Source organism: Microbacterium sp. SMR1 (genome assembly GCF_003289625.1).
Lineage (GTDB): Bacteria > Actinomycetota > Actinomycetes > Actinomycetales > Microbacteriaceae > Microbacterium > Microbacterium plantarum.
Genome location: NZ_QMBN01000001.1, coordinates 578,958 through 594,473 on the forward strand (window position 1 = coordinate 578,958; position 15,516 = coordinate 594,473).

The 15,516-nt window shown below is 69.3% G+C and carries 16 protein-coding genes and 1 tRNA gene; 11 read left to right on the forward strand and 6 right to left on the reverse strand.

The window, feature by feature from the left end; translation table 11 throughout:
* The first annotated feature begins 37 nt into the window (after positions 1-37).
* Together DO944_RS02805 and DO944_RS02810 are read left to right on the forward strand one after the other, a co-directional pair.
* Positions 38-2,110 carry a fructose-specific PTS transporter subunit EIIC gene (locus DO944_RS02805; protein ID WP_112614434.1) on the forward strand — a complete coding sequence of 691 codons (2,073 nt, stop codon included), beginning with the start codon at positions 38-40 and terminating at the stop codon, positions 2,108-2,110.
* Positions 2,111-2,122: 12 nt separating this feature from the next.
* A complete protein-coding gene (locus DO944_RS02810; RefSeq protein WP_023951028.1) occupies positions 2,123-2,392 on the forward strand; it encodes an HPr family phosphocarrier protein in 270 nt (89 codons plus the stop codon).
* 64 nt (positions 2,393-2,456) lie between these two features.
* On the opposite strand, the gene DO944_RS02815 is transcribed toward DO944_RS02810, so the two are convergent.
* The gene (locus tag DO944_RS02815) at positions 2,457-3,095 is read right to left on the reverse strand and encodes an MBL fold metallo-hydrolase (protein ID WP_112614436.1); all 639 of its coding nucleotides are present in this window, start codon (positions 3,093-3,095) and stop codon (positions 2,457-2,459) included.
* Between the two features lie 121 nt (positions 3,096-3,216).
* Here DO944_RS02815 and DO944_RS02820 point away from each other — a divergent pair.
* A tRNA-Glu gene (locus DO944_RS02820) sits at positions 3,217-3,292 on the forward strand.
* Positions 3,293-3,368: 76 nt separating this feature from the next.
* Here DO944_RS02820 and DO944_RS02825 read toward each other — a convergent pair.
* Entirely contained in the window at positions 3,369-4,487 is a 1,119-nt protein-coding gene (locus DO944_RS02825; RefSeq protein ID WP_112614438.1) for a DUF4349 domain-containing protein, read from the reverse strand.
* Positions 4,484-5,044: an RNA polymerase sigma factor gene (locus DO944_RS02830; protein WP_112614440.1), complete on the reverse strand. Its 561-nt coding sequence runs from the start codon at positions 5,042-5,044 to the stop codon at positions 4,484-4,486. The genes DO944_RS02825 and DO944_RS02830 overlap by 4 nt, the downstream gene beginning before the upstream one ends.
* A gap of 116 nt (positions 5,045-5,160) precedes the next feature.
* On the opposite strand from DO944_RS02830, the gene DO944_RS02835 reads away from it, so the two are divergent.
* From DO944_RS02835 to DO944_RS02865, 7 genes are all read left to right on the forward strand, one after another.
* Positions 5,161-6,234, forward strand: a complete 1,074-nt coding sequence (locus tag DO944_RS02835) for a TerC family protein (RefSeq protein ID WP_112614442.1) — start codon at positions 5,161-5,163, stop codon at positions 6,232-6,234.
* Between the two features lie 151 nt (positions 6,235-6,385).
* Positions 6,386-7,834 (forward strand): 3-isopropylmalate dehydratase large subunit, encoded by a 1,449-nt coding sequence (gene leuC / locus DO944_RS02840; RefSeq protein WP_112614444.1) that lies wholly within the window; start codon positions 6,386-6,388, stop codon positions 7,832-7,834.
* A gap of 2 nt (positions 7,835-7,836) precedes the next feature.
* Positions 7,837-8,433: a 3-isopropylmalate dehydratase small subunit gene (gene leuD / locus DO944_RS02845; protein WP_023951020.1), complete on the forward strand. Its 597-nt coding sequence runs from the start codon at positions 7,837-7,839 to the stop codon at positions 8,431-8,433.
* Positions 8,434-8,504: 71 nt separating this feature from the next.
* Positions 8,505-9,872, forward strand: a complete 1,368-nt coding sequence (murA, locus tag DO944_RS02850; protein ID WP_112614446.1) for a UDP-N-acetylglucosamine 1-carboxyvinyltransferase — start codon at positions 8,505-8,507, stop codon at positions 9,870-9,872.
* Between the two features lie 3 nt (positions 9,873-9,875).
* Positions 9,876-10,640 carry a 1-acyl-sn-glycerol-3-phosphate acyltransferase gene (locus tag DO944_RS02855; RefSeq protein WP_112614448.1) on the forward strand — a complete coding sequence of 255 codons (765 nt, stop codon included), beginning with the start codon at positions 9,876-9,878 and terminating at the stop codon, positions 10,638-10,640.
* Entirely contained in the window at positions 10,630-11,766 is a 1,137-nt protein-coding gene (locus DO944_RS02860; RefSeq protein ID WP_112615119.1) for an NAD(P)H-dependent glycerol-3-phosphate dehydrogenase, read from the forward strand. Before DO944_RS02855 ends, DO944_RS02860 begins: the two co-directional genes overlap by 11 nt.
* Positions 11,666-12,775 (forward strand): D-alanine--D-alanine ligase family protein, encoded by a 1,110-nt coding sequence (locus DO944_RS02865; RefSeq protein WP_112614450.1) that lies wholly within the window; start codon positions 11,666-11,668, stop codon positions 12,773-12,775. The genes DO944_RS02860 and DO944_RS02865 overlap by 101 nt, the downstream gene beginning before the upstream one ends.
* On the opposite strand, the gene DO944_RS02870 is transcribed toward DO944_RS02865, so the two are convergent.
* Entirely contained in the window at positions 12,765-13,277 is a 513-nt protein-coding gene (locus DO944_RS02870; protein WP_112614452.1) for a DUF3515 family protein, read from the reverse strand. The genes DO944_RS02865 and DO944_RS02870 overlap by 11 nt on opposite strands.
* A 54-nt stretch (positions 13,278-13,331) precedes the next feature.
* On the opposite strand from DO944_RS02870, the gene thiL reads away from it, so the two are divergent.
* On the forward strand, positions 13,332-14,330 hold the full coding sequence (thiL, locus tag DO944_RS02875; protein WP_112614454.1) for a thiamine-phosphate kinase: 999 nt from the start codon (positions 13,332-13,334) through the stop codon (positions 14,328-14,330).
* On the opposite strand, the gene rsmD is transcribed toward thiL, so the two are convergent.
* Both rsmD and DO944_RS02885 read right to left on the reverse strand, forming a co-directional pair.
* On the reverse strand, positions 14,300-14,896 hold the full coding sequence (gene rsmD, locus DO944_RS02880; RefSeq protein ID WP_112614456.1) for a 16S rRNA (guanine(966)-N(2))-methyltransferase RsmD: 597 nt from the start codon (positions 14,894-14,896) through the stop codon (positions 14,300-14,302). The genes thiL and rsmD overlap by 31 nt on opposite strands.
* Entirely contained in the window at positions 14,893-15,507 is a 615-nt protein-coding gene (locus DO944_RS02885) for a 1-acyl-sn-glycerol-3-phosphate acyltransferase (protein WP_112614458.1), read from the reverse strand. Before DO944_RS02885 ends, rsmD begins: the two co-directional genes overlap by 4 nt.
* Positions 15,508-15,516: the final 9 nt, after the last annotated feature.

Genomic DNA, 15,516 nt, shown 5'->3' on the forward strand with positions numbered 1-15,516 from the left:
TCCGAACGACCCGCAACACTCGAACCAGGAGGACACCGTGTCCGACACCATCACCCCGGAGCTCGTCAGCCTCGACGCGCCCCTCGGGACCGACAAGAAAGACGTCATCCGCGCCCTCGCTCGCCTCGTCGCAGCGCAGGGCCGCGCCACGGACGCCGACGCCCTCGCGAAAGACGCCATCGCGCGCGAAGAGAAGGACGAGACCGGGCTTCCCGGCGGCATCGCGATCCCGCACGCGAAGAGCGCTGCGGTGACCCAGGCCTCGCTCGCGTTCGCTCGACTGAAGCCGGGCGTGGCATTCGGAGCCCCCGACGGCCCGGCCGACCTCGTCTTCCTCATCGCCGCGCCCGAGAACGCCGCTGAAGAGCACCTCGCGGTGCTGTCGCGTCTCGCCCGCAGCCTGATGCAGGACTCGTTCACGAGCGACCTCCGCGCCGCGGCATCCGCCGACGACGTCGTGCGTACGGTTCGCGCGGCGATCGGCGAGGGCGATGCCGCCCCAGCACCCGCTGCCGCCGCGCCGACGGCCACCTCGGCCGCGCCGGCTGAGGCCACCGCCGGCGACCTGACGATCGACGGCCGTCCCGCCCGCATCGTCGCTGTGACCTCCTGCGCGACGGGCATCGCCCACACCTTCATGGCTGCCGACGCGCTGACCGCCGCAGGTAAGGAAGCCGGGATCGACCTCGTCGTCGAACCCCAGGGCTCCAGCGGATACCAGGCGCTGCCGGCATCCGTCATCGACAACGCCGACGCCGTGATTTTCGCCACCGACGTCGACGTCCGCGAGATCTCGCGATTCGCCGGCAAGCCGGTCATCCGCTCGGGCGTCAAGCGCGGCATCGAGCAGCCCGCGCAGATGATCCGCGAGGCCGTCGCCGCGGCATCGAACCCGAACGCCGCCCGTGTCAGCGGGGCCGCAGCGGATGCCGGTTCCGGTGCGGGCACCGCGTCGCAGAATCTGTCGTGGGGGGCGAAGATCCAGCGCATCCTGCTCACGGGCGTGAGCTACATGATCCCCTTCGTCGCCGGCGGTGGGCTGCTGATCGCCCTCGGTTTCGCCCTCGGCGGCTACGAGGTCACGGCCAACGCGTCGAAGGTCATCATCGACAACGCGCTGTGGAACCTGCCCACGACCGACATCACGTCGCCGTTCGGGCCGCTCGGCCAGTACCTCGGGTCGGTGGCGTTCATGATCGGCTCGACGTCCATGGGCTTCCTGGTGGCCGCTCTCGCGGGATACATCGCCTACGCGATCGCCGACCGTCCGGGCATCGCTCCCGGATTCGTCGCCGGTGCGATCGCCGTCACGATGAGCGCCGGCTTCATCGGCGGCATCATCGGCGGTTTCCTCGCCGGCTTCGTGGCCTGGTGGCTCGGACGCCTTCCCGCGCCGCGCTGGCTGCGCGGCCTGATGCCTGTCGTCATCATCCCGCTGCTCGGTTCGATCGTCGCCTCGGGTCTCATGATCCTGTTCCTCGGCCGCCCCATCGCGGCCCTGATGGCGCTCCTCACCGATGGCCTCACGTCGCTCACCCAGAGCGGTGCGGGCCTCATCGTCGTCGGCGTGATCCTGGGCCTGATGATGTGCTTCGACCTCGGCGGTCCGATCAACAAGGTCGCCTACGTCTTCGCGACGACCGGACTCGCGGCCGCGTCCACCGAGAACACCGCGCCGTACCTCATCATGGCTGCCGTCATGACTGCCGGCATGGTGCCGCCGCTGGCTCTTGCGCTCGCGTCGACCGTGCTCGCGCGTCCGCTCTTCACGCCGGTCGAGCGCGAGAACGGCAAGGCGGCATGGCTGCTGGGCGCCTCGTTCATCAGTGAGGGGGCGATCCCGTTCGCCGCGGCCGACCCGCTGCGCGTCATCCCGGCTTCGCTCGTCGGTGGGGCGATCACCGGTGCGCTGAGCATGTGGTTCGGCGTCCAGAGCTTCGCTCCGCACGGCGGCGTGTTCGTGCTGTTCGCCATCTCGCCGGTGTGGGGTTTCTTCGTCGCGCTTCTGGCGGGTACCGTCGTTTCTGCGCTGTTGCTCGTCGTGCTCAAGAAGTACGTCCGCAAGAGCTCCACCGCCCCGGCCCCGGCCGCGGCGACCGCGACAGTCTGAGGAGACACCACCATGGCAGAACGCACCGCCACCATCGCGAGCAGCTCCGGACTGCACGCCCGCCCCGCGAAGCTCTTCGTGCAGGAGGTGCAGTCGAAGGGCGTTCCCGTCACGATCGCCGTCGAGGGCGGCCCCGACCTGAACGCCGGCAGCATCCTGAGCATCATGGGCCTGGGCGCCTCGCAGGGCTCGGTCGTGACGCTCAAGGCCGAGGGTGAGGGTGCCGAGAAGGCTCTCGACGAGCTCGTCGCCTTCCTCGAGATCGACCACGACGCGGCCTGATCCGCTCCGAACATACGGATGCCGTGGACCTTCGGGTCCACGGCATCCGTCGTTTCCGCGCGGCTCAGATGTCGGTGGAGTCGCCCGGGTCCAGGGCGACGAAGTCGCCGCCGTTCTGCTGGGCCGCCCACGTCAGCCGCTCGCGCCCCATCGCGAGGCCCGCCGGTGAGAGAGTCATGTCGTGGGTCGCGAAGACCCGCTGCGGCTTGACCTCGAGCACGAAGTCCATCGCGTCGCCGATCTTCAGCCAGGGGGCGCCGACGGGCGCCGCCAGAAGCTCCACTTTCGCTCCCTTGGGCACGGCGTACGAGTCACCGGGGTAGTAGAACGCGTCGTCGACGAGGACGCCGACGTTGTCGATCACGGGGATCGACTCGTGGATCACCGCGTGGCGTCCGCCGAAGAACTCGAGGCTGAACGGGCCCGCTTCGAGCTTGTCGCCGGGGGAGACCTCGCGGATGTCGAACCCTGCGGCCGCGCGCACGACACCCTCCGGGCCGTAGACGGGGATGTTCGGGAACTGCTCGAGGATCGTCGACAGGTGCTGCGACGTCCAGTGGTCGGGGTGCTCGTGCGTGACGACGACAGCCACGACGTCATGCAGATCCTCGAGCGGCGAGGTGAACGTGCCGGGGTCGATGATCAGGGTCTTGCCGTCGCGCTCGAGGCGCAGGCAGGCGTGTTCGTGCTTGGTGACATGCATGCCCTCAGTCAACGCCCGACACGCCCGAGAGGGCAATGGGGGCCTCGATTTTGCCGGATGCGCGAGCCCGTGGCATACTTTAACGGTTGCCTCCGGAGCCCCGGGGAAGACAAAAAAGTACGGCCCCATCGTATAGCGGCCTAGTACGCCGCCCTCTCACGGCGGTAACGCGGGTTCGAATCCCGCTGGGGTCACCATTGCGAAACGCCCATCCGATCGGATGGGCGTTTCGCGTTTGTCGGAAACCGGTCACCGGTTACCGGCCCCGCGAGGTCAGTCGCCGGTAGAGCTCCGTCGCGCTCGGCGCCGGCGCGTCGACGAGACGACGAGCCAGATCAGCGCGGCGGTGAGACCGATCACGACGAGCCAGGGCAGCAGGAACCCGAGCGCCACGACGATCCCGTTGAACGTGGCGATGAGCCCGTTCCACCCCGTCGCCAGTCCGTCGCCGAAGCCTGCCGGATCGGCGTCCACCTTCTCGGCCGGCGCCTGCAGGTGCACCGTGAGCGACGACAGGGTGACCTGCGACTCGAGCGCGGTGAGCTGCTGCTGCAGCGAGTCGAGCTCGGCCTGCCGGTCGGCGAGAGCGGACTCCGCTGCGATGAGGTCGGCGACCGACCCGGCTTCGCCCATGAGCTCCGTCAGCCGTTCGACCGATGCCTGCCCGGCGGCCACCCGGGCGCGGAGGTCGGTCGTCTGCGTTGTCACGTCGTCGCGTGAGACCTGCGAGCTCTCGACTTCGCCGACGTCCGCGAGCGCAGCGATGGCCTCCTCGAGGCTCGCTGCGGGAACCCGGACGGACACCCAGGCCGAGCCGGCGGAGGCAGGCCAGACCGCGCGGTCATCCGCGTACGGCAGCGCGCCCGCCGCCGTGCCCCCGAGACTCATCGACTCGACATAGCCGCCCGCGGCGACGGCGGCCTCGGCGATCGATTCCGCCGCGTCACGGGGATCGTCGGCGATCACTGTGGCGGACGCTGTGGCGATGACGTCGCGCCCGGCGGGGGAGTCAGACACCGCGCCGGAGGCCGACCCCTCTTCGGTCGACCCGTCCAACGCGAACGGCTCGGGCTGCGCCGCCGAGTCGCCGGCGTCTCGCGACACTTCGCCGTTCTCCATCGTGCCGAAGAACCCCTCCGGGGCGGTGGCGGGCGCGACGGAGGAGGCCCCGCCGCTGCTGCTCGTCAGCTGCGGCGCGATGGCCGCGGCCACGACGATCACGGCTGCCGCGGCGCCGGACGCGCCCCACCAGGCCCGCCGCCGTCGCGTCCGCTGCGCGGCGGCCCGGTCAGCCGAGGCGCGGTGTTCGGCGCGGTCGCGCGCGATGTCCGCGAACAAAGCCTCTTCGATCGCATCGATACGGCTGTCATCCAGGGTGGGTAGATCGTTCATGACTGCTCCGGTTCAACGCTCGAGCGGACGAATGTGCGGATGCGGGAGAGCCGGTTCCGGACCGTCCCGTGGCTGACGCCGAGCTGGTCGGCGGCTGCTTGATACGCGAACCCTTCGGCGGCGCAGAGCCGGAAGATGTCCTGGTCGAGGGGGCTCAGCGAGCCGACGGCGGCGAGGATGCGTTCGACGAGATCGCTCTGCACCACCTGCCGCTCGACGTCCACCGTGTCGGCGACCTCGGCGGCGTCCTCATCCGTCGTGTGGCGTCGTTCCCGTTGCCGTCGGCGGATGCGGTTCGCGCTCTGGAACCGGCAGATGGTGACGAGCCACGGCAGCAGCGACTCGCCCGCCAGCTCGAAGTCGGAGAGTTTGCGCCAGGCCACCAGGAACGTCTCCTGCGTGACGTCCTCGGCTTCGAGGCGATCGCCCAGCAGGCCATGCGCGAGCCAGTACACCGGCCGCACGTAGGCGCGATAGAGCGTACGGAAGGCGTGCTCACTTCCGGATGCCGCCGCTTCGACGAGCTCGGCATCACCGCGTGTGATCGTGTCGACCATGCGTCTGAGTTCCTTCCCTCATCCCATCAGTGTCGCGTCGTCGCGAACCGTCTCACACCCGGGCCGCGGGGGAGCCGGGGTGTAGTCTCGGGAGGCTTCCTCCCCGAAAGGCTCGCATGGACCTCCCCGTGCCGTTCCAGATCGTCGCGCTCGTCGTCCTGGTGCTCGTGCTCGTCGCCGATCTGCTCATCATCGTCAAGCGGCCCCACATCCCGTCGCCGAAGGAGTCGACGCTGTGGGTGCTGTTCTACGTGTCCCTGGCGCTGGTGTTCGCCGGCATCCTCTGGGCCGTCGCAGACGTCGAGCACGCCGGGCAGTTCGTCGCCGGATGGCTGACCGAATACAGCCTCTCCATCGACAACCTCTTCGTGTTCGTCCTGATCATGAGCCAGTTCTCGGTTCCGCGCCGGTATCAGCAGAAGGTGCTGATGGTGGGCATCATCATCGCGCTGGTGCTTCGAGGTCTCTTCATCCTCGCGGGGGCGGCAATCATCGAGCAGTTCAGCTGGGTGTTCTACATCTTCGGTGCCTTCCTCATCTACACGGCGATCAAGCAAGCGCTGCCCGAGGGCGACCACGACGATGACGTGAAGAAGGAGAACTTCCTCGTGCGCATCATCCGTCGCACGGTGGACATCTCCGACGAGTACGACGGCCCCAAGGTCCGGACCGTCGTCAACGGCAAGCGGATGTTCACCCCGATGATCATCGTCTTCGTGGCGATCGGCGTCACCGATCTGCTGTTCGCCCTCGACTCGATCCCGGCCATCTTCGGCATCACGCAGGACCCGTTCCTGGTTTTCACCGCGAACATCTTCGCGCTGATGGGTCTGCGCCAGCTCTACTTCCTGCTGGGCGATCTGCTCGACCGGCTCAAGTACCTGCACTACGGGATCGCGTTCATCCTCGCGTTCATCGGCGTGAAGCTGATCCTTCACGCGATGCACGAGAACGAGCTCGCGTTCATCAACGGCGGCGACGGGATCGCCTGGGCGCCCGAGATCTCGACATGGGTGTCGCTCGGCGTCATCATCGGCGCCATGCTCGTCGCGACCGTAGCCAGCCTGATCGCCGCGCGGCACGACCGCGACGCGGCCGGCCCGACCCAGGCTGCGGCCGCCGTCGCCGACGAGCAGGGCACGCCCCCCACGGTCGAGCAGCCGCACCCGCGCGACGACGAGCGCTCATGACCGGACGCCGCCGCGGCGCCCGGTGGTATTCTGACCGCATGCGGATCGCTCGCCTTCTCCTTAGCGGCCGCGGCGAGGTCTCGTTCTGAGCCCCTCCTCGCCGCGGAGTCCGTCGTGGGCTTGATCCCGGTTCGCAAGGAGAACGAAACCCATGAGCATTCCCACCCCTCCCGAGCGCCCGCGCACCCTCGCCGAAAAGGTCTGGGACGACCACCTCGTCGTCAAGGGTGAAGACGGTCAGCCCGACCTGATCTACATCGACCTGCACCTCGTGCACGAGGTCACGAGCCCGCAGGCCTTCGACGGTCTGCGTGCCGAGGGGCGTCCGCTGCGGCGCCTCGACCTGACGATCGCGACCGAGGACCACAACACCCCGACGCTCGACATCGACAAGCCGATCGCCGACCTCACCAGCCGAACGCAGATCGAGACCCTTCGGCGCAACGCAGAGGAGTTCGGCGTCCGCCTCCACTCGCTCGGCGACGCGGAGCAGGGCATCGTCCATGTCGTCGGACCCCAGCTCGGCCTCACGATGCCGGGCATCACGGTCGTGTGCGGCGACAGCCACACCTCGACGCACGGCGCGTTCGGCGCGATGGCGTTCGGCATCGGCACGAGCGAGGTCGAGCACGTCATGGCGACGCAGACCCTTCCGCTGAAGCCGTTCAAGACGATGGCGATCACCGTCGAGGGCGAGCTGAAGGAAGGCGTGACGGCGAAGGACATCATCCTCGCCGTGATCGCGAAGATCGGCACCAACGGCGGCCAGGGCTACGTGCTCGAGTACCGCGGCAGCGCGATCCGCGCCCTCTCCATGGAGGGGCGCATGACCATGTGCAACATGTCAATCGAGGCGGGTGCCCGCGCAGGCATGGTGGCCCCCGATGAGATCACCTTCGAATACGTGAAGGGCCGCCCGCACGCGCCGACCGGGCAGGACTGGGATGACGCCGTCGCCTACTGGCGCACGCTCCCCAGCGACGAGGGCGCCGTCTACGACGCCGAGATCTTCATCGATGCGGCCGAGCTCGAGCCGTTCGTCACGTGGGGAACCAACCCCGGCCAGGGCGTCTCGCTCAGTGCGACGGTTCCCTCGCCCGACGACTTCAGCGACCCGAACGAGAAGGCGGCGGCTGAACGCGCGCTCGATTACATGGACCTGCAGCCGGGTACTCCGCTCAAGGAGATCCCGGTCGACGCCGTCTTCATGGGTTCGTGCACCAACAGCCGCATCGAAGACCTGCGCGCGTTCGCGTCGATCATCGAGGGGCGCACGAAGGCTGACGGAGTTCGCGTGATGGTCGTTCCGGGCTCCGCCCGCGTTCGGCTCGAGGCTGAGGCCGAGGGGCTCGACCGGGTCTTCACCGAGTTCGGCGCCGAGTGGCGCTTCGCCGGCTGCTCGATGTGCCTGGGCATGAATCCCGACCAGCTCGCTCCGGGCGAGCGCTGCGCGTCGACCAGCAACCGCAACTTCGAGGGACGCCAGGGCAAGGGCGGCCGTACGCACCTGGTGTCGCCGCTCGTGGCCGCCGCCACCGCTGTGCTCGGGCGCCTCGCATCGCCGAGCGATCTGCCCGCACGCGAGAAGGTCGAGGCCTGAACATGGAGAAGTTCGAGACCCACACCGGTGTCGTCGCACCGCTCAAGCGCTCCGCCGTCGACACCGACCAGATCATCCCGGCCGTCTACCTGAAGCGCGTCACCAAGACCGGCTTCGAGGACGCGCTCTTCGCCAACTGGCGTCAGGACCCCGAGTTCGTGCTGAACCAGCCCGCTTTCGCGGGGGCGTCGATCCTCGTCGCCGGGCCCGACTTCGGTACCGGATCGAGCCGTGAGCATGCGGTGTGGGCGCTGCGCGACTTCGGATTCCGCGTCGTGCTGGCACCCAAGTTCGCCGACATCTTCCGCGGCAACGCGGGCAAGCAGGGCCTCCTCGCCGGTGTCATCTCGGAGTCGGATCGCGAGGCGATCTGGGCTGCCGTGGATGCGCAGCCGGGTGTGCGGATGACGGTCGATCTCGAGGCACGCGTCGCTGCTCTCGGCGACCTCCGAGTCCCGTTCGAGATCGACGATTACACTCGTTGGAGGCTCCTCGAAGGACTCGACGACATCGGGCTCACGCTGCGCAATGAAGAGGCGATCGCGCAGTTCGAGGCGCGCCGTGAGGCGTGGCGACCCCGGACACTCCCCGTCGCGTAGCCCCGGATCACGCCCTGAACCGTGGGGCGAAGATCCGCCCCGCCCTCGATCACCAAGTGAGGAAGTCCTGCATGAGCACTCCGCCGAGTGAGCCGTCCGCATCGGAGAACGGCAACCGTCGCGAAGACGGCGAGATCCTCGAGATCCGGGGCGGGCGGCCCCTCGTCGGACGTGTCGACGTCAAGGGAGCGAAGAACTTCGCGACGAAGGCCATGGTCGCCTCGCTGCTCGGCGAGACCGAGAGCGTCCTGCGCGACGTTCCTGACATCAGCGATGTGGCCGTGGTCCGGTCCCTTCTCGAGGTCCACGGCGTGACGGTCGCCGACGACGGCGAGGGCACGTACCGGCTCGACCCGAGCGGGGCCGAATCGGCCGGCTTCGAGGAGATCGACGCGCACGCCGGTGCCTCGCGCATCCCGATCCTCTTCTGCGGGCCGCTCCTGCACCTGCTCGGCCAGGCGTTCATCCCCGACCTCGGCGGATGCCGAATCGGGGACCGCCCCATCGACTTCCATCTCGACGCGCTCCGCAAGTTCGGCGCGATCGTCGACAAGCAGCCCAACGGCATCCGTCTCTCGGCGCCCGAGGGACTTCACGGTGCGGACATCGAGCTGCCCTACCCGAGCGTCGGCGCCACCGAGCAGGTGCTGCTGACTGCGGTGCGAGCCAAGGGCACGACGGAGCTGCGCAACGCCGCCATCGAACCCGAGATCATGGACCTGATCGCCGTGCTGCAGAAGATGGGCGCGATCATCTCCTACGAGCCGAATCGCGTGATCTTCATCGAGGGCGTCGACAAGCTCCGCGGGTACGACCACCGGTCGATCTTCGATCGCAACGAAGCAGCCTCATGGGCGTGCGCCGCCCTGGCGACCGACGGCGACATCTTCGTCGGCGGTGCGAAGCAGCAGGAGATGCTCACCTTCCTCAACGTCTTCCGCAAGGCCGGAGGCGACTTCGACATCCAGGAGGACGGCATCCGCTTCCGTCGCGACGGCGCGCTGCGTCCCGTCTCGGTCGAGACCGATGTCCACCCCGGATTCATGACCGACTGGCAGCAGCCGCTCATTGTCGCCCTGACGCAAGCCGAAGGCGTCTCGACCGTGCATGAGACGGTCTACGAGAACCGTCTCGGCTTCACTCAGGCGCTGAACAAGATGGGCGCGCAGATCGTGGTGCACCCCGAGGGCATCGCGAGCCCGGACCGTCGCGTCCCGCGTCGCGCCCTCGAGCAGGCCGCGGTCATCACGGGCCCGACGCCGCTGCACGGTGCGGATGTCGTCGTGCCCGACCTGCGCGGCGGATACAGCTACGTCATCGCGGCTCTCGCGGCCGAGGGAACGTCGGTCGTCCGCAACGTCGGGATCATCCGCCGGGGCTACGAGAAGTTCTTCGACAAGCTCGAGGCGCTCGGCGCCGACTTCGACATCATCGGCTGACGCGTGTCGCACAACCGCCGTCGCGCGTCCGCGGAGAAGACGAAGCCGACCCCGTTCTGGTTGGCCGCGGCCCTCGTCGTGCCCGCGGTCGGTCTGCTGGCCCGGATCGAGATCGAGGGCGGGGAGCATCTCCCGGAGGAGGGCCCGTACGTCCTCGCGCCCAATCATTACAGCGAGTTCGACCCGATCGTCATCGCCGTGGCGACCTGGCGCCTGGGCCGGGCGCCGCGATTCATGGCGAAGGAGAGCCTCTTCCGCGTGCCCGTCGTGGGTGCGGTGCTGAAGGGCCTCGGCATGATCCCCGTCTCGCGGACGACGTCGGCCTCGGCGGCGGGCCAGGCGATCTCGCAGGCCGCCGAGCTCGTGGCCGACGGTCGCGGCGTGATCGTGTATCCCGAGGGTTCGCTGACGCGCGAGCCCGACCTGTGGCCGATGCGAGGGAAGTCGGGTGCCGTCCGGGTCGCGGCGGCCGGCGACATCCCGATCATCCCGGTCGCCACGTGGGGCGTTCAGTCGATCCTCCCGCGTTACGGGAAGTTCAGCGCCTGGCCGCTGCGCAAGCGCATCCGCGTGCGCTTCGGTCCGCGCGTCGAGCTTCCCTTCGAACCGGGCGTGACTCCGTCGCCGACGCAGCTGGTGGCGGGAACGGACGCTGTGATGGCCCGCATCTCTGGGCTGCTCGGCGAGCTTCGCGGCGAGACCCCGCCCGCCGAGCGCTGGAACCCGGGACAGCACGGCCAGAAGGAGACGGGTCGCCTTGAGCCGTAAGACCGAGACCTCCGGACCCCGGGTCACCGTCATCGGTTCGGGTAGCTGGGGAACCACGTTCGGCAAGGTGCTCGCCGACGGCGGCGCCCAGGTCACGATGTGGGCGCGCCGTGCCGAGCTCGCGCATGAGATTCGCGAAGGCAAGCGCAACAGCCGGTATCTGCCGGGCATCAACCTCCCGCGTTCGATGACGGCCACCCACCATCTCTCGGAGGCGCTGCAGGGCGCCGAGCAGGTGTACCTCGCCGTATCGAGTCAGGCGCTGCGTGAGAACCTCACGGCCATCCGGCCCCTCATCGCCGGCGGAACGATGCCCGTCGTCTCCCTCATGAAGGGCGTCGAGAAGCGCACTGGCCTGCGAATGAGCCAGGTGATCGAGCAGGGGCTCGACTGCGACCCGAACCGCATCGCGATCGCATCCGGACCGAATCTCGCCCTCGAGATCGCACGCGAACAGCCGACGGCCGCCGTGATCGCGTCTGCGAGCCAGGAGACGGCTGAGGCGGTCGCGCTGCGCGCACGCAATTCCTACTTCCGCACGTTCGTGAACACCGACGTGATCGGCACCGAGTTCGGGGGTGTGCTGAAGAACCTGATCGCCGTCGCGATCGGCATCGTCGACGGCGTCGGCTACGGCGAGAACACGAAGGCGTCTATCATCACGCGCGGTCTCGTCGAGATGACGGACTTCGCCGTGGCACAGGGGGCTCACCCCGAAACCCTTCAGGGACTCGCGGGCCTCGGCGACCTCATCGCGACGTGCCAGTCGCCCCTGAGCCGCAACAACACGGCCGGGCGTCTGCTGGGGCAGGGCTACTCATTCCAGGACGTCGTGAAGCAGATGGACCAGACCGCCGAAGGCCTGGCCTCGGTCGCGCCCGTCCTGACACTGGCCCGCGCGGCGGGAGTGCAGATGCCGATCGTCGAGCAGGTCAAGATGGTCCTCGACGGCACCATGAACCCGCGCGACATCGCGCCCCACCTGACCACCGACGACGACAAGCCGACCGGCGAGAGGACCCCCCATGGCGACGACAACAGTAGCGGTGCTCTTCGGCGGGCGTTCCAGCGAGCACTCGATCAGTTCCGCAACGGCGGCCGGGGTCCTGCGCGCGATCGATCGTGAGCGCTACCGCGTGATCCCCGTCGGGATCACGCGCGAGGGTGCGTTCGTCCTGGAGGACGACGACGCCGATAAGTTCGCGCTGAACCCGGAACGGATGCCGGAGGTCGTCGACAACGGCACGCGCATCCTGTGGCCCGAGCCCGGCGGCCGGCGAGAGCTCCGGGTGCGCCGCGACGACGGCTCCGTCGAGGCGCTCGGCGAGATCGACGTCGTGCTGCCGATCCTGCATGGTCCGCACGGCGAGGACGGCACGATCCAGGGGTTCTTCGACACGCTGCAGCTGCCCTACGCCGGCGGCGGGGTCTTCGACTCCGCCCTGTGCATGGACAAGCACTTCATGAAGATCGTGCTGCAGGCTGCCGGCATCCCCGTCGCTCCCTGGGTCACCGTCGAAGAGACCCGGTGGCGTCGAGACCCCGACGGTGTTCGTGTGGATGCCGCAGGCCTCGGCTTTCCGAGCTTCGTCAAGCCGGCGCGCGCCGGATCGAGCGTCGGGGTGTCGAAGGTCCACGAGGCGGCCGAGCTCGACGCGGCCCTCGAGCTGGCGTTCGCGGAAGACGGCAAGGTGCTGATCGAGCCGGCGATCGTCGGCCGCGAGGTCGAGGTCGCGGTTCTGGAGGGGCGCGGCGAAGACTCCGCCCGAGCGTCACTGCCGGGGGAGATCGTGCTCACAACGCGCGAATTCTACGACTTCGAGGGCAAGTACCTCGGCGGTGACGGCGCGGAGGTCGTCTGCCCGGCCGATGTGACGGCTGACGAGATCGAGGCGCTCCAGAACATGGCGGTCGCCGCATTCACCGCCGTCGACGGCCGCGGGCTCGCGCGCGTCGACTTCTTCCAGACGGCCGATGGCCTGTATGTCAACGAGCTCAACACGATGCCGGGCTTCACGCCGATCTCGATGTTCCCGAAGTGCTGGATCGCCTCCGGCCTCAGCTACAGCGACCTCATCGCCGAGCTGATCGAGGTCGCGCTCTCCCGGCCCGTCGGGAGCGCCGTCAGGGACTGACGGGCGAGGGGACGGGGGTCGCCTCCGCACGGTCGACGCATGCACCGCCGTCGCTGGGCAGCCGCGACACGACCCGTGACAGTTCGTCGAGGACCTCTCGACTCGACACGCCCTGCACCTCGGCCGAGGTCTCGGTGTTGAAGTAGAGCTCGACCGCAGGCTTTCGCCCGTAGGTGACGACACGGAAGCGCGGCGCTTCCGATTCGTCGATGACCCAGTCGACGCCGGCGACCGATTCGCAGCGAAGCGTCGTGGGCCCGGGAGAGGCGACACCGCACGAGAAGATGATGGTCGCCGGATCGCCCCACGCGGCCGTTGCCTGGCTGTCCGTCCAGCGGCGCTCTGCGCCGGCGACCTGCTGCGGAAGCCGAACCATCAGGTCTGCGCATTCGGGAGCATTCGCCTCCGGGGCCGCGGGGACGTTGACGGTCCCGGCGCAGCCGGCGAGGGCGAGAGTCACCGAGGCCAGGACGAGTGCGGGAATCGTACGGCGGAGCGGCATCCCTCCAGGGTACTGGGCCGTGAGGGGCCACGACCGCCGGGGTAGCGTTGGACCATGCCCGACGTCGATCCCGCCACCCCCGTCGGCTCCCTGTCGGAAGAGGCTGTGCTCGCGCACATCCTCCAGCGCTTAGGCCCGGGCCAGGCGCTCGTCGGGCCGGGCGACGATGCCGCGGTGCTGCGGCTCGCCGATGCACGCGTCGTGGTGACCACCGACACGTTGATCCACGGTCCGGATTTCCGGCTGGCCTGGTCGTCCGGGCGAGACCTCGGCGCGAAGGCTGCGGCCGTCAACCTCGCGGACGTCGCCGCGATGGGTGCCCGACCCGTCGCCCTGTTCGTCGCCCTCGCCATGCCGCCCGAGACGAGCATCGGGTTCGTCGGCGAACTTGCCTCCGGGCTTCGAGAGGCGTGCGACGATCTCGCTCCGGGATGCCGGGTCGAGGGAGGCGATCTCACGAGCTCCGATACGCTCACGATCGCCGTCACCGCGGTCGGCGAGCTCGACCCGGGCCGGGCTCCGGTGCTGCGCTCCGGGGCACGCCCCGGTGACATCGTGGCGATCTGCGGCGATGTCGGTCTCGCTGCCGCGGGTCTCGACATCCTGTTCGATCGGTTCCGAGATGAGCGGGGTGCGGCGATCGCCGTCGATGACGCTGTGCTGAGCCCGTCCGAGCGCGTCGCGGTGCGGGGGCAGCTCCGCCCGCGTCCACCGATCGGGTCCGGCACAGCTGCGGCGCGAGCAGGGGCAACCGCGATGATGGACGTGTCCGACGGCCTGGTGCGTGATGCTCGTCGTCTCGGCCGGGCCTCCGGCGTCACGGTCGATCTCGAGCGGAGCACGCTCGGCCCGGACAGCGATCGCGCGCTTCGCGGCGGCGAGGATCACGCGCTCCTCGCGACCTTCGCCGCCGGGACGGTGCTTCCCGCGGGCTTCCGTCGCATCGGCTCGGTGAAGCAGGCCGGCCTCGACCCGCTCACCGTGGACGGTAGGCCGGAACGTTCGGCCGGCGGATGGGACCCTTACCGCGACTGGGACGGCGCGGGCGGCTGACCACCGTTGTCCGCGCGTTCGTACCACCACAGTGCGGTGTCGCCGTAACGCTTGCTGCGCAGCGGTTCGAGCTGCGCCGGAACGCGCGGCTCGGGGGAGCGGCTCGCGCGTTCCACGATGACGACCGCCCCTCGCGCGGTGACGTCGGCCAGCAGTGCGAGAGTGATCGCGAGGGCCTCGTCATCGAGGTCGTAAGGCGGGTCGATGAACACGAGGTCGAAGGGCCCGGATGCCGACTGCAGAAACGCGTCGGCGCTGCTGCGATGGACCCGGACCGCCGACGAGCCGACGGCCCGAGCGACGGTTCGCGCGTTGCGGTCGGTCACCGCGGCCGCCGACGCCGACTTCTCGACGAGGTCGACGGACGCCGCGCCCCGACTGACGGCCTCGAGACCGAGGGCACCCGAACCCGCGTAGAGGTCGAGCACGCGCGCGCCGTCGAGGACGCCCGAGGCATCGAGCCCCCCGAAGAGCGACTCGCGGACCCGGTCGCTCGTCGGTCGGGTGCCGCGGTCGGGAACCCGCAGCACGAGCGATCCGGCGGCGCCGGCGATGATGCGTGTCATGCCGGGCCCGCCGTATGTTCCGCGGCCTCGTCGCCGGCGCTGCCGCCGTTCTCGTCGCGGAGGCGCGGCTCGCTACGCAGCTCGGGGCGGAACCCCGCCTTGTCGGCGTAGAACTCGCGGATGACGGCCATGTCGGCGGCGACGTCGCCCGTGAGCTCCATGGTCGGCCCGAGGCCGGTGGTCATGGTGGTGCGGTCGACGTACCCGAGCGTCACCGGCAGGCCCGAGGCGCGGGCGATGCGGTAGAACCCCGACTTCCAGCCGGTACGGGAGGTGCGGGTCCCGTCCGGGGTGATGACCAGACCGAACACCTCGCCCGCCGCGATCTGCGCGAGGACATCGTCGACGACGCGCGAGGGGTCGTCCCGGTCGACGGGGATGCCGCCGAGCTGGCGCATCGGACCGCTCCGCCAGCCGCGGAACAGACTCTTCTTGCCCAGCCACCGGACCGGGATCTGCAGACGCCACGCGATCGCGAGCATGAGCACGAAATCCCAGTTGGAGGTGTGCGGCGCACCGATGAGGATGGTGGGCCGTGTGGGTGCGGGCGTGCTGACGAGGCGCCAGCGGCTGAACGTCCAGAAGAGGTGGGCGATCGCGCGTCGGAGCATGCTCTTACC